Source organism: Variovorax sp. J22P240 (assembly GCF_030316855.1).
GTDB lineage: Bacteria > Pseudomonadota > Gammaproteobacteria > Burkholderiales > Burkholderiaceae_C > Variovorax.
In genome coordinates this window covers 248,024-260,650 of the sequence record NZ_JASZYR010000005.1, presented here as the reverse complement: position 1 = coordinate 260,650, position 12,627 = coordinate 248,024, and the positions used below count along the sequence as shown (strand labels likewise).

At 65.0% G+C, this 12,627-nt stretch carries 11 protein-coding genes and 1 pseudogene; 6 read left to right on the top strand and 6 right to left on the bottom strand.

The features are described 5' to 3' along the window. Window positions 1-77 precede the first annotated feature (77 nt). Window positions 78-1,079: pseudogene (locus tag QTI24_RS16135) on the top strand (NAD-dependent epimerase/dehydratase family protein). 77 nt (window positions 1,080-1,156) lie between these two features. Further along, window positions 1,157-2,317: an acyl-CoA dehydrogenase family protein gene (locus QTI24_RS16130; protein WP_286601730.1), complete on the top strand. Its 1,161-nt coding sequence runs from the start codon at window positions 1,157-1,159 to the stop codon at window positions 2,315-2,317. 6 nt (window positions 2,318-2,323) lie between these two features. On the opposite strand, the gene QTI24_RS16125 is transcribed toward QTI24_RS16130, so the two are convergent. Beyond that, window positions 2,324-3,550 (bottom strand): DEAD/DEAH box helicase, encoded by a 1,227-nt coding sequence (locus tag QTI24_RS16125; protein ID WP_286601729.1) that lies wholly within the window; start codon window positions 3,548-3,550, stop codon window positions 2,324-2,326. A 73-nt stretch (window positions 3,551-3,623) separates the two neighbouring features. Between QTI24_RS16125 and QTI24_RS16120 the strand changes: the two genes are divergently transcribed. The 4 genes from QTI24_RS16120 to QTI24_RS16105 all read left to right on the top strand — a co-directional run bounded on the left by QTI24_RS16120 (window position 3,624) and on the right by QTI24_RS16105 (window position 6,641). Continuing rightward, a complete protein-coding gene (locus QTI24_RS16120; protein WP_286601728.1) occupies window positions 3,624-3,839 on the top strand; it encodes a DUF3820 family protein in 216 nt (71 codons plus the stop codon). A gap of 230 nt (window positions 3,840-4,069) precedes the next feature. Then, window positions 4,070-4,477: an RNA-binding regulator gene (rbp, locus tag QTI24_RS16115; RefSeq protein ID WP_286601727.1), complete on the top strand. Its 408-nt coding sequence runs from the start codon at window positions 4,070-4,072 to the stop codon at window positions 4,475-4,477. A 153-nt stretch (window positions 4,478-4,630) separates the two neighbouring features. Beyond that, a complete protein-coding gene (locus QTI24_RS16110; protein WP_286601726.1) occupies window positions 4,631-5,119 on the top strand; it encodes a tripartite tricarboxylate transporter TctB family protein in 489 nt (162 codons plus the stop codon). A gap of 10 nt (window positions 5,120-5,129) precedes the next feature. Continuing rightward, complete coding sequence (locus tag QTI24_RS16105) at window positions 5,130-6,641, top strand: tripartite tricarboxylate transporter permease (RefSeq protein WP_286601725.1); 1,512 nt, start codon at window positions 5,130-5,132, stop codon at window positions 6,639-6,641. Between the two features lie 113 nt (window positions 6,642-6,754). Here QTI24_RS16105 and QTI24_RS16100 read toward each other — a convergent pair whose 3' ends face one another. The 5 genes from QTI24_RS16100 to QTI24_RS16080 are packed head-to-tail and all read right to left on the bottom strand — an operon-like array spanning window position 6,755 to window position 12,502. Beyond that, entirely contained in the window at window positions 6,755-7,927 is a 1,173-nt protein-coding gene (locus QTI24_RS16100; protein ID WP_286601724.1) for an ABC transporter substrate-binding protein, read from the bottom strand. Window positions 7,928-7,957: 30 nt separating this feature from the next. Next, window positions 7,958-9,844: an AMP-dependent synthetase/ligase gene (locus tag QTI24_RS16095; RefSeq protein ID WP_286601723.1), complete on the bottom strand. Its 1,887-nt coding sequence runs from the start codon at window positions 9,842-9,844 to the stop codon at window positions 7,958-7,960. Beyond that, window positions 9,841-10,614 carry an ABC transporter ATP-binding protein gene (locus tag QTI24_RS16090; RefSeq protein WP_286601722.1) on the bottom strand — a complete coding sequence of 258 codons (774 nt, stop codon included), beginning with the start codon at window positions 10,612-10,614 and terminating at the stop codon, window positions 9,841-9,843. Before QTI24_RS16090 ends, QTI24_RS16095 begins: the two co-directional genes overlap by 4 nt. Then, entirely contained in the window at window positions 10,611-11,429 is an 819-nt protein-coding gene (locus QTI24_RS16085) for an ABC transporter ATP-binding protein (protein WP_286601720.1), read from the bottom strand. Before QTI24_RS16085 ends, QTI24_RS16090 begins: the two co-directional genes overlap by 4 nt. After that, a complete protein-coding gene (locus QTI24_RS16080) occupies window positions 11,426-12,502 on the bottom strand; it encodes a branched-chain amino acid ABC transporter permease (RefSeq protein ID WP_286601718.1) in 1,077 nt (358 codons plus the stop codon). The genes QTI24_RS16085 and QTI24_RS16080 overlap by 4 nt, the downstream gene beginning before the upstream one ends. Window positions 12,503-12,627: the final 125 nt, after the last annotated feature.

Below are 12,627 nucleotides of genomic sequence, written 5' to 3'. Positions count from 1 at the left end.
AGCTGACGGCAATCCTTTGCCAATTTTGTTTGCACCAGCCCGCCTCAAGAATTGGCCTTTCACGAAAGGAATGGCTCATGGAACGAGGTACGGCATTGGTGCTCGGCGCGACGGGCGGTATCGGCGGCGAAACGGCGGCGGCGCTGCTGCGGCGCGGCTGGCAGGTACGGGCGCTGGCGCGTGACCCGGCGAAGGCCGCAGCGCAATGGCCGGCGGGCGTGGCGCGCCCTGAATGGGTCGCGGGCGATGCGCTCGATGCCGCGAGCGTCATCGCCGCCGCGCGCGGCGTGTCGCTGATCGTCCATGCCGTCAACCCGCCCGGCTACCGCAACTGGAAGACGCTGGTGCTTCCGATGCTGGAGAGCACGATCCGCGCGGCGGAGGTCTGTGGTGCGCGCATCGTGCTACCCGGTACGGTCTACAACTACGGTCCCGACGCGTTCCCCGACGTCGTCGAAGGCTCGCCGCAGCATCCGCAAACGCGAAAGGGCGCGATCCGCGTGCAGATGGAGCAGCGCCTGCGCGAGGCCGCCGAGTGTGGCGTGCGCACGCTCATCGTGCGAGCCGGCGACTTCTTCGGGCCACGCGCCGGCAACAACTGGTTCGCGCAACTGGCGAAACCCGGCTAGTCGCTCGCTGCGACCACCGACCCGGGCCGGCGCGGCGTCGGGCATCAATGGGCCTACCTGCCGGACGTCGCGGAAACCATCGTCCAGCTCGTCGAACGCGAAAGCGCAATCGCGGCTTTCGACACCTTCCACATGGCCGGGCATTGGGATGCGGACGGCACGCAGATGCAGGCCGCGATTCGCCGCGCGAGCGGGCAACCCGAACTGCCAGTGCAACGATTTCCGTGGTGGCTGGTGACACTGGCGTCGCCTTTCGTGCCCCTGTTCCGCGAGCTGCACGAGATGCGCCATCTCTGGGAGCAGCCGGTGCGCCTGCGCAATGCGCGCCTCCTGTCGGTCCTCGGAAGCGAGCCGCATACGGCGCTGGACACCGCCGTGGCGACGACGCTGCACGGGCTCGGCTGCCTGCGCGACGCGGGGACGACCGGCGCCCTTCGCGGCAGCCTGTAGCCACTTCCCGCAAGCACGGCGGGCGCGGCCGGGCCTAGAGTCGGCGAAGCTGACAGAGGACCGACCGGAGACAAGGCATGCAGTACACGCACGAACACCTCGAGATCCAGAAGACGATGCGCCGCTTCATCGACGAGGAGATCAACCCCCATGTGGACGAATGGGAGGCCGCGGAGAGCTTCCCGGCGCACGATGTGTTCAGGAAGCTCGGCGCGCTCGGACTGCTGGGGCTCAACAAGCCGGAGACCTACGGAGGCGCCGGCCTCGACTACTCGTACGCGATGGCGCTGGCCGAGGCGCTGGGGCATGTGAGCTGCGGCGGCGTGCCGATGGCGATCGGCGTGCAGACCGACATGTGCACGCCCGCGCTCGCGCGCTTCGGCAGCGATGCGCTGCGCCGCGAATTCCTGGTGCCCGCCATCGCCGGCGAGACCGTGGGCTGCATCGGCGTGAGCGAGCCAGGCGCCGGCAGCGACGTCGCCGGCCTCAAGAGCCATGCGCGCAAGGACGGCGACGACTACCTCATCACCGGCCAGAAGATGTGGATCACCAACAGCCTGCAGGCGGACTGGATGTGCATGCTGGTCAATACTGGCGACGGTCCGGTGCATCGCAACAAGTCGCTGGTCATGGTGCCGATGGACAGCCCCGGTATCGAGAAGGCGAAGAAGATCCGCAAGATCGGCATGCATTCGAGCGACACCGGGCTCATCTACTTCGACAACGTGCGCGTGCCACAGCGCTTCCGCATCGGCGAGGAGGGCCAGGGCTTCGTCTACCAGATGCAGCAGTTCCAGGAAGAGCGCCTGTGGTGCGCCGCCAGTTCGCTGGTGCCGCTGGACGAATGCATTGCCGAGACCATCGAGTGGGCGCAGCAGCGCAAGCTCTTCGGCGGCACGCTGGCAGACCAGCAGTGGGTCCAGTTCAAGCTCGCCGAGCTCAAGACCGAGGTCGAGGCGCTGCGCGCCCTCACCTACCGCGCCTGCGACCTGCACGTGCAGGGCCAGGACGTGACCGAACTGGCGTCCATGGCGAAGCTCAAGACAGGCCGGCTCACGCGCGAAGTCGCCGACACCTGCCTCCAATTCTGGGGCGGCATGGGCTTCACGTGGGAGAACCGCGTCTCGCGCCTGTACCGCGACGGACGGCTGGCGTCGATCGGCGGTGGCGCCGACGAGGTGATGCTCGGCATCCTCGCGAAGACCATGGGCATTGCGAAGAAGCCGCCGCGGGAATGAGGGCGCTCAGCGCGCCGCGGCGCGCAGTTTGTCCTTCTTGCTCGGGCGCTTGCCCTTGATGCCGCCAGTGCCTGCCGGTGCGGGCACCGCGGTTTCCACGGGCTCGAAGCCCGCCACCCGCTCGCGCGGCACGTTGAGGCCCTGGCGCTTCTCGATGAGCCTGAAGTGCGCTTCCGAGGCCGCGCTGACGAAGCTCACGGCCAGTCCGCTTTCGCCCGCGCGGCCGGTGCGACCGATGCGGTGCACGTAGTCGACAGCCGAACGCGGCAGGTCGTAGTTCACCACCACGGGCAGTTGAGCGACGTCGATCCCGCGCGCGGCAAGATCAGTCGCGACGACCACCTGCACCCTGGAGGCCTTGAAGTCCGCAAGCACCTGTGTGCGCTTGCCCTGGCTGAGCAGGCCGTGGAAGGGCTCGGCCTCGATGCCGGCCTTGCGCAGCTTGTCGGCCACGATCTCCGAGGCGTGCTTGGTGGCGACGAACACCAGCACGCGGGTCCACGCGCTGTCCTTGACCAGTTGACGCAGCAGCTGGGTGCGCCGCTCGGCATCGACCTCGATCGCGCGCTGCAGGATCGCGGGCTCCTCCGCCGCTTCGGACTGCACTTCGACGCGCACCGGGTCCCTGAGCAGACCGTCCGCCAGCGACTGGATCGCCTGCGGGAACGTGGCGGAGAACATCAGGTTCTGCCGCTGCTTCGGCAGCAACGCCAGGATGCGCCCGAGTTCTTCCGCAAAGCCGAGATCGAAGAGGCGATCGGCCTCGTCCAGCACCAGCATCGACACGGTGGACAGCCGCAGAGCGCGATGATCGATCAGGTCCAGCAGCCGGCCGGGCGTGGCGATCATCACGTCGGCACCGCCGCGCAGCGCCATCATTTGCGGGTTGATGGAGACGCCGCCGAACGCGACGGCGATCTTCACCGGCACGGGCAGATGCTGCGCCAGGCCGCGCATCGACTCGCCCACCTGCGCAGCCAGCTCGCGCGTGGGCACGAGAATCAGCGCATGCAGGCGCCGCGGCGATTGGCGCGGCTCACGTGCCAGCCGCTGCAGCAGGGGCAGCGAAAATGCCGCCGTCTTGCCGGAACCGGTCTGGGCGGCGCCCAGCACGTCGCGCCCTTGCAGGATCGCCGGGATGGCTTCGAGCTGGATGGCCGTGGGCGCGACGTAGCCCTTGTCAGTGGCGGCGCGCACCAGGGCAGGATCGAGTCCCAGGGATTGGAATGGCATGAACAGGCGGGCCCGAATCGAGCCGATGAATGGAAAAAAGCGAGAGTCGCAGAGATGAAGGAGCATAGCCACCATGAACGCCGATGACCTCGAACGCCTGGTGTCCCTGGAGATGCCCTTTGGAAAATACAAGGGCCGGGTCATCGCCGACCTGCCCGGAAACTACCTGACCTGGTTCGCGCGCGAGGGTTTTCCCGCAGGAGAAATCGGCCGTTTGCTCGCCCTGATGCATGAAATCGACCACAACGGTCTCAAGGCGCTGCTGAATCCACTCAGAAATAGGGCCTGAACCGCGAATACGTCGCAAATACGGTTCACCCGGATACAAATAGGTTCAAAAATAAAAAGCATTTCACCCAAAAGTTCGATAGTGAAGGAAAATGCTGGGACGTCGCGGCCACATTGCTGCCCGCGCGTGATCCGGGTGATCGGTCAGTTTCGCGCCACAGCGCCTGTTTAGTTTGTTGTGATTCTGGGACTCCATCGCTTTGTCTGTTAGGTTTGATTAGGAGTCCCTCCATGGGCAAGAAACTTTACGTAGGCAACCTCGCCTACTCCATCCGCGACAACGATCTCGAACAGGCCTTCGGCCAGTACGGTTCGGTCGCCAGTGCCAAGGTCATGATGGAACGCGACAGCGGTCGCTCCAAGGGCTTCGGCTTTGTCGAAATGGGCACCGACGCGGAAGCGCTGGCCGCCATCGAAGGTCTGAATGGCCAAGCACTCGACGGCCGCAGCCTGACCGTCAATGAAGCCCGCCCGATGGAGCCCCGTTCGCCCGGCGGCTTCGGCGGCGGCGGCGGTGGCCGCAGCGGCGGCGGTGGTTACGGCGGTGGTGGTGGTGGCGGCGGCGGCGGCTACGGTGGCGGCAACCGCAGCGGCGGTGGCGGCTACGGCGGCGGCGGCGGTGGCCGCGGCGGCTACTAAGCCCTCGTCAGCACACACGGCAAAAAGGCTCCTTCGGGAGCCTTTTTCATTGGGGCGCCGCATCCCCGTACGTGGAAGTCCGTACAGCATCGGTCAGCGAACAGTCAGGCGCGGACGACGACCCTCGAAGGCTCATCAACGAGGGTCGAGACAATGCGTATCAAGAGTCAGGCTGACTTCTTTTCAGGAGTCATGTTCACAGCGGTGGGGGGCGCCTTTGCCATCGGCGCCACCACCTACAACATCGGCGACGGGGCCCGCATGGGGCCCGGCTACTTTCCGCTCATGCTGGGGATCCTGCTGGCGATCCTGGGCGCCGCGGTGATGTTTCAGTCACTGGTGGTCGAGACGGCCGATGGCGACCCGATCGGCAAGTGGGCCTGGAAGCCGCTGTTCTTCGTCATCGGCGCCAACCTGGCCTTCGGCGTGCTGCTCGGCGGCCTGCCCAGCATCGGCGTCCCGGCGATGGGCATGATCATCGCGATCTACGCGCTCACCATCATCTCCAGCCTCGCGGGCGAGCATTTCAAGCTGCGCGACGTGCTGGTTCTCTCGACCATCCTGGCAGCGGGCAGTTACGTGGCGTTCATCTGGGCGCTCAAGTTGCAGATCCAGGTCTGGCCCACCTTCATTTCGGGCTGAGGAGACCTTCATGGATCTGATTCACAACCTGGCGACCGGCTTCGGCGTCGCCTTCACACTCACCAACCTGCTGTACTGCCTGGTCGGCTGCATTCTGGGCACGCTGATCGGCGTGCTGCCGGGCATCGGGCCCGTCGCGACCATCGCGATGCTGCTGCCCGCCACCTATGCGCTGCCGCCCGTATCGGCGCTGATCATGTTGGCCGGCATCTACTACGGCGCGCAGTACGGCGGCTCCACCACCGCGATCCTGGTCAACCTGCCGGGGGAATCGTCCTCGGTGGTGACGTGCATCGACGGCTACCAGATGGCGCGGCAGGGCCGTGCGGGCCCCGCGCTGGCGGCTGCCGGCCTGGGCTCGTTCTTCGCGGGCTGCGTCGGTACGCTGATCTTGGCGGCTTTCGCACCGCCGCTGACCGAACTGGCCTTCAAGTTCGGCCCGGCCGAGTATTTTTCGCTGATGGTGCTGGGCCTGATCGGCGCCGTGGTGCTGGCCTCGGGCTCGCTGCTCAAGGCGGTCTCGATGATCGTGCTGGGCCTGCTGCTCGGCATCGTCGGCACCGATGTGAACTCGGGCGTCGCGCGATTCAGCTTCGACATTCCCGAACTCACCGACGGCATCGGCTTCGTGGTGATCGCCATGGGCGTGTTCGGCTACGGCGAAATCATCGGCAACCTCTCGCAGCCGGATGAAGAGCGCGAAGTGTTCACTTCCGAGGTGAAAGGCCTGTGGCCCACCAAGAACGACTTCAAGAACATGGCGCCTGCCGTGTTGCGCGGTACCACCCTGGGCTCCGCGCTCGGCATCCTGCCCGGCGGCGGCGCGCTGCTGGCTTCGTTCGCGGCCTACGCGCTGGAAAAGAAGATCCGCATGAAGCCCGGCGAAGTGGCCTTCGGCAAGGGCAACATCCGAGGCGTGGCATCGCCCGAGTCGGCCAACAACGCCGGTGCGCAGACCTCCTTCATCCCGCTGCTGACGCTGGGCATTCCGCCCAACGCGGTGATGGCGCTGATGGTGGGTGCGATGACCATCCACAACATCCAGCCCGGCCCGCAGGTGATGACCAGCAACCCCGAACTCTTCTGGGGCCTGATCGCCTCGATGTGGATCGGCAACGCGATGCTCATCATCCTGAACCTGCCACTGATCGGCATGTGGATCAAGCTGTTGACGGTGCCGTACAAGTTCCTGTTCCCGGCCATCGTGCTGTTTTGCGCGATCGGGGTGTACTCGACCAACAACAACACCTTCGACATCTGGATGGTCGCGGCCTTTGGCTTCGTCGGCTATCTCTTCATCAAGCTGCGAACCGAGCCTGCGCCACTGCTGCTGGGCTTCATCCTGGGGCCGATGATGGAAGAGAACCTGCGGCGTGCGCTGCTGCTGTCGCGCGGCACGTGGAGCGTGTTCGTGACGCGGCCGCTGTCGGCAGGGTTGCTGGTAGCGGCGTGCCTGCTGCTGGGCATCGTGCTGCTGCCCTCGATCAAAGCCAAACGCGAAGAGGCTTTCGTCGAGGACTGACGCCCACCGTGCAGGCCAAAGCAAGAAAAGCCGCCCGAGGGCGGCTTTCTTGTTCGCCAGGAATACCGCGGATCCGGCTCCGCCGGTCCGCAGGTATTGGGGGCGAACAACAGTCAGGGCGCGACGTAGTCGGACACCACCTTCCACTTGCCGTCCACGATCTGCGACAGCCGAGATTGCTCGTTGCCCAGCCGCTTCGTTGCAGTGAAGGTCATCTTCGGCGCGCCGAACATGTCTGGCTCGAACGTGCTGCTGTCCATGGCCTTGATGAAGCTATCCGTGTTCAGGTTGGGCCCAGCCTTGTTCGCCGCCTGGATGAAGCTCTGCACGATCATGTAGCCGTACACCGAGAACACCGTCGGGTCTTCATTGAACTTGGTCTTGTACTTGTTGGCCCAGAAGCGCAGCGGCTGCGACTGCTCGTCGGTGTACGGGTTCTGCACGGTCATGGTGGCGTAGATGCCATCCATCGGCTTGCCGCCGAGCTTGTGGATCAGGTCGGTGTAGGCCGCGCTCGAACCCAGGAAGGTCGGGTTAAAGCCCGTCTTGCGCGCTTCGCCGACTGTGCCGATGGTCTCGCGGATGATGGTGCCGAGCACCACGAGGTCGCAGTTGGCGGCCTTCATCTTCGCCACCTGCGATGAGAAGTCGGTTGCGCCGCGCTTGAAGGAGGTCTTCTCCGTGAGCTCCAGGCCCGCGGTCTTCAGACCCGCTTCTGCGCCGCGCTGCACCTCGAGGCCGAACTCGTCGTCCTGGTAGATCGTGCAGACCTTCTTGGCGCCCTTCTCCTTGATCATCTTGGGCAGCGCCAGGCGGATCTGGTCATAGTAGGTCGCTGCAAACGAGTACTTGAGCCGGTTGAGCGGCTCGTACATTTCGCGCGCGGCGGTGATCGGGAAGAAGTTGACGACGTTCTTCTCGAACTGCACCGGCATGGCCGCCATGTTCTGAGCCGTGCCGATGTGGCCTGCCATGATGAAGATCTTGTCCTGGTTGACCAGCTTCTGGGCCGCCAGGACTGCCTTCTTGGGGTCGTAGCCCGAGTCCTCCACGAAGAGCTTGAGCTTGCGACCGTTGACGCTGCCCTGCTCGTTGAGTTCGTCCACCGCCAGTTGCATGCCGTTGCGCGACTGCTTGCCGAAGCCCGCGAGCGGTCCGGAGAGATCCTGGATCGTGCCGATCCGGATCTCGTCCTTGCTCACGCCTTGTTGCTGCGCGCCGGCCAGCCCGGAAGCCAGCGCCAGGCCGCTCGCCGCGGCGAGGGGGATGAGTGACTTGATCTTCATAACCGCTGTCTCCTCTAGGTTGGAAAAAAATCAGGCATACATGGCCTCGATGCGCTCCGCGTACTTGGTCTGGACCAGCTTGCGCTTGAGCTTCATCGTGGGCGTGAGTTCTTCGTCCTCGGCGCTGAGCTGGGTTTCGAGCAGGAAGAACTTCTTGATCTGCTCGACGCGAGCGAACTTCGCGTTGACGCGGTCGACCTCGGCCTGGATCAGGTCCTGCACCTCCTGCGCGCGCGTCAGGCTCTGGTAGTTGCTGAACGGCACGTCGTGGTCCTGCGCGAATTTCTCGACGTTCTCCTGGTCGATCATGACGATCACCGTCAGGTAGGGCTTGGCATCGCCGATCACCACCGCGTCCGTGATGTAGGGGCTGAACTTGAGTTCGTTCTCCAGCTCGCTCGGGGTGATGTTCTTGCCGCCTGCCGTGATGATGATGTCCTTCATCCGGTCGGTAATGCGGAAATACCCGTCCTGGTCGACCGTGCCGACGTCACCGGTGTGCAGCCAGCCGTCGGCGTCGAGGGTCTCGGCGGTCTTCTCGGGCAGGTTGAGGTAGCCCATGAACACGTTGGTGCCGCGCACCAGGATCTCGCCGGTGGCCGGGTCGATGCGCACTTCGTTGTAGCCCGCGGCCGGTCCGATGGCACCAGGCTTGATGCGCGTCGCGGGCACTCCGGTGGAGGCGCCGCACGATTCGGTCATGCCCCAGACCTCCAGCATCGGCACGCCCAGCGCGAGATACCAGCGCACCAGATCGGGCGAGATGGGCGCGGCCCCGGTCACCAGAAAGCGCGCACGGTGGATGCCGATCAGCTTGCGCACGTTGTCCAGCGCGAGCCAGCGAGCAATGCGGAACTTGAAGCGCAGCATCCCGTCGACCGGCTCGCCAGCAAGCACGCGGTCGGCGATGACGGTGCCCACGCCGATGCTCCAGCCGTAGGCCGCTTGCTGCAACGCGCTCGCCTCCTTGAGCGCGATCATCACGCCCGAGTAGAACTTCTCCCACACGCGCGGCACGGCAGTGAAGACGGTGGGGGCGATTTCGCGCACGTTCTCCGGCACAGTCTCGGGGTTCTCGACGAAGTTGAGGACCGAGCCCGTGTACATCGAGAAATACTCGCCGCCCATGCGCTCGGCGATATGGCACAGCGGCAGGAAACACATGCGCTCGTCGTGCTCGTCCTGTGCGATCAGGGTGTTGTAGCCGCGCGCGGTGTAGATCAGCCCGCGATGGCTGTGCATCGCACCCTTGGGCTTGCCGGTGGTGCCGGAGGTGTAGACCAGGATGGCGAGGTCCTCGGGGCGGCAGCCGGCGACGCGCTGCTCCAGTTCGTGCGAATGGGTTTGCAGGTAGTCGCGGCCCATTGCGCGCAGCGCGTCGAGGCTCATCACATCGGTCTCGCGCAGGTCGCGCAGGCCTTCCATGTCGAACACGATGACCTTGCGCAGCAGCGGCAGGCTGCCGCGCACTTCGAGCGCCTTGTCGAGCTGCTCGTCGTCCTCGACGAAGAGCACGGTCGTGCGCGAGTCTTCGCACAGGTAATGCACCTGCGAAGCGGCATCGGTGGGATAGATGCCGTTGGACACGCCGCCGCAGCTGAGCACCGCAACGTCGGACAGCACCCATTCGACGACAGTGTTCGACAGGATGGAGGCGCACTCGCCGGGTGCAAAGCCGATGGCCATCAGGCCGCCGGCGATCTCGCGAACGGCGTCGGCAGTCTGCTGCCAGGTCCAGCTGCGCCAGATGCCAAGCTTCTTCTGGCGCATCCAGACCTTGTCGGCGCGCAGGCGGGCCGCGTTCCAGAACATGGCGGGAATGGTGTCGCCGGGGACCGCGATGTTCTGCCGGGGCTGGAGGTGGTCCAGGTCCCAGAGGCCGGCCGGTGCCTTTGTTCGCATGGCGTTGTTCTTCATCTCCAGGTCTTCTTCTTCTTCCAGCGCCGCTCGCCGCGCACGCCGTCGTCCTTGAGGCCGAGATAGAACTCCTTGATGTCTTCTTTCTCGCGCAGGCGATCGCAGGTGTCTTCCATGACGATGCGGCCGTTCTCGAGCACGTAGCCGTAGTCGGAGGCGTTGAGTGCCATGTTCGCGTTCTGTTCGACCAGCAGGATGGTGGTGCCGCGCTCGCGGTTGATGCGCACGACGATCTCGAAGATCTCCTTGGTGAGCTTGGGAGAGAGTCCGAGGCTGGGCTCGTCGAGCAGGATGAGATGCGGCGCGGCCATGATGGCGCGCGAGATGGCGAGCATCTGCTGTTGCCCGCCAGAGAGCAGGCCGGCGTCCTGCGTGGCGCGCTCTTTCAGAATGGGGAAGTAGGTGTAGACCGTCTCGATGTCGCGGGCCACGCCGTCGCGGTCCTTGCGGGTGTAGGCGCCCATCAGGAGGTTGTCCCGCACCGACAGCAACGGGAACACTTCGCGGCCTTCGGGAACATGGCTCAGGCCCTGCTGGACGATGAACGCTGGGTCCTTGGCGGTGATGTTCTGGCCCTGGAATTCGATGCTGCCTTTCCGGGGGTCGATGATTCCGGAGATCGTTTTAAGGATGGTGGTCTTGCCTGCGCCGTTGGAGCCCAGGACCGTGGCTATCTCTCCCGCGCGCACTTTGAGACTGACGCCTCGGATGGCCTTGATGGGGCCGTAGGCGCTTTCTACGTTGAGCAGTTGCAGGACGATGTCGCTCATGCGGCAGCCCTCCGCAAACTACTCACGTCATCCACAGTCCCCAGATAAGCCTCGATCACACGCGAATCCGACTGAACCTCTCGCGGTGTCCCGGTCGCCAGCGCCTCCCCCATGTTCATCGCCAACACGCGGTCAGACACCTTGGAAACAAGCGACATGTCGTGCTCCACCATCAGCACGGAGATGCCCAACTCATGCTGGATGTCCTGAATCCAGAACGCCATGTCCGCCGTCTCCTCGACGTTGAGCCCCGAGGATGGTTCATCGAGCAGCAACAGCTTCGGCTCTGTGCACAACGCACGCGCCAACTCGACCACCTTGCGCACGCCGTAAGGCAACCCCGCCACCATCGAATCGCGGTGATGCTGCAGGTCCAGCCGGTCGATCACCTGCTCCGCCTTCTCGCGGGCCTCGATCTCCGCGCGGCGCGTAGCAGGCGTGAAGAACACCTCGCTCCAGAAGCCCGTCTTGCGATGCGTATGCCGGCCGATCAACAGGTTGTGCAGCACCGTCGCGTGCTCGAACAACTCGATGTTCTGGAACGTTCGCGCAATGCCCAGCGCCGCAATCTCGTGCGGCGCCTGCTGCGTCAGCGCGATCGGCTTGTCCTCGCCGCGCCAGACGATGTCGCCCGTGGTCGGCGTGTAGATGCGGCTGATCAGGTTGAACACCGTCGTCTTGCCCGCACCGTTCGGGCCGATCAGCGTGAACACCTCGCCGCGCCGCACATCGAAGCTCACCTTGTTGACCGCAAGCACGCCACCGAAGCGCACGCTCAGGTCGTTGGCGGAGAGAAGAACGTCGCTGGAACTCATCTCAGGCGATCCGACTTGGTGAAGGACTTCTGGCGCTTGAACAGGCCCTTGCGATAGAACGGGAACAACTGAAGCCACGTGCGCACCTTGAGCCATCGCCCATAGAGCCCGAGCGGCTCGAACAACACGAACGCGATCAGTACCAGCCCATAGACCAGCCCCTGCAAGCCCGGCGCCTGCCCCACGACCGGAGGCAGCCAATCCTTCCCCAGCGCAATCAACTGCGGCATCGCGATCAGGAAGATTGCGCCGAGGAACGCGCCGTGCACCGAACCCAGCCCGCCGATCACCACCAGCAGCAGCAAATCGATCGACTGGAGAATGTTGAACTGATCCGGCGAAATGAAGCTCAGCTTGTGGGCATACAGCGCGCCGCCCAGGCCCGCGAGTGCCGCCGAGATCGCGAACGACATCGTCTTGTAGCGCGCCAGATGAATGCCCATGCTCTGCGCCGAAATCTCCGAATCGCGGATGGCGACGAAGGCGCGCCCGGTGGGCGAACGCAGGAGGTTCAGGATCGCCAGCGTGCAAAGCACCGCGACCAGCAGGCACACGAGGTAGAAGCTCTCGCTCGACCCCAAGTCGATCCCCAGCAGCTTGGGCGACTTCACGTGCAAGCCCGAGTTGCCGCCCGTCACGCTCTCCCAGCGCGCGAACACCTCCTCCACAATGAAGCCGAAGGCCAGCGTCGCGATGCCCAGGTAGATGCCCTTCACCCGCAAGGCCGGTAACGCGACCACCACACCTACCGCGGCCGACAACGCCGCAGCCGCCACCAGCGCCAGTGGGAATGGCACGCCCAAGTTGTTCAGCACCGCCTGCGTGTAGGCCCCAGTGCCCAGGAAGGCCGCATGCCCGATCGAGAACTGGCCCGTGAAGCCGGCCAGCAGCATCAGCCCGAGCCCGACGATGCCGTAGATCAGCACGAAGGTCAGTTGCGCGAGCCAGTACTCCGGCAGCGCCCACGGCGCCACGATCAGCGCCGCGCCGAGCAGGCTGTACCAGAAGACATGACCGCCGTGCTTGGCGAGGTCGATGTCCTGCGTGTAGCTGGTCTTGAAGGTATAGCGCATGTCAGTTTTCCGGCATGCCGTTGCGTGACCCGCAGCGCAGCAAGCCAAAGCAGCCAAGGCCAAGAACCCCGCGGAACCGGCTTTGCCGGGCCGCCGGGGTTGCCCCCGGAGAGGGGGTGGAGAGC

Excerpts from the sequence above, each read along its gene's own strand:
- QTI24_RS16130 (WP_286601730.1), top strand. The coding sequence starts at position 1,157 with ATGCAGTACACGCACGAACACCTCGAGATCCAGAAGACGATGCGCCGC.
- QTI24_RS16125 (WP_286601729.1), bottom strand. The coding sequence starts at position 3,550 with ATGCCATTCCAATCCCTGGGACTCGATCCTGCCCTGGTGCGCGCCGCC.
- QTI24_RS16120 (WP_286601728.1), top strand. The coding sequence starts at position 3,624 with ATGAACGCCGATGACCTCGAACGCCTGGTGTCCCTGGAGATGCCCTTT.
- rbp (WP_286601727.1), top strand. The coding sequence starts at position 4,070 with ATGGGCAAGAAACTTTACGTAGGCAACCTCGCCTACTCCATCCGCGAC.
- QTI24_RS16110 (WP_286601726.1), top strand. The coding sequence starts at position 4,631 with ATGCGTATCAAGAGTCAGGCTGACTTCTTTTCAGGAGTCATGTTCACA.
- QTI24_RS16105 (WP_286601725.1), top strand. The coding sequence starts at position 5,130 with ATGGATCTGATTCACAACCTGGCGACCGGCTTCGGCGTCGCCTTCACA.
- QTI24_RS16100 (WP_286601724.1), bottom strand. The coding sequence starts at position 7,927 with ATGAAGATCAAGTCACTCATCCCCCTCGCCGCGGCGAGCGGCCTGGCG.
- QTI24_RS16095 (WP_286601723.1), bottom strand. The coding sequence starts at position 9,844 with ATGAAGAACAACGCCATGCGAACAAAGGCACCGGCCGGCCTCTGGGAC.
- QTI24_RS16090 (WP_286601722.1), bottom strand. The coding sequence starts at position 10,614 with ATGAGCGACATCGTCCTGCAACTGCTCAACGTAGAAAGCGCCTACGGC.
- QTI24_RS16085 (WP_286601720.1), bottom strand. The coding sequence starts at position 11,429 with ATGAGTTCCAGCGACGTTCTTCTCTCCGCCAACGACCTGAGCGTGCGC.
- QTI24_RS16080 (WP_286601718.1), bottom strand. The coding sequence starts at position 12,502 with ATGCGCTATACCTTCAAGACCAGCTACACGCAGGACATCGACCTCGCC.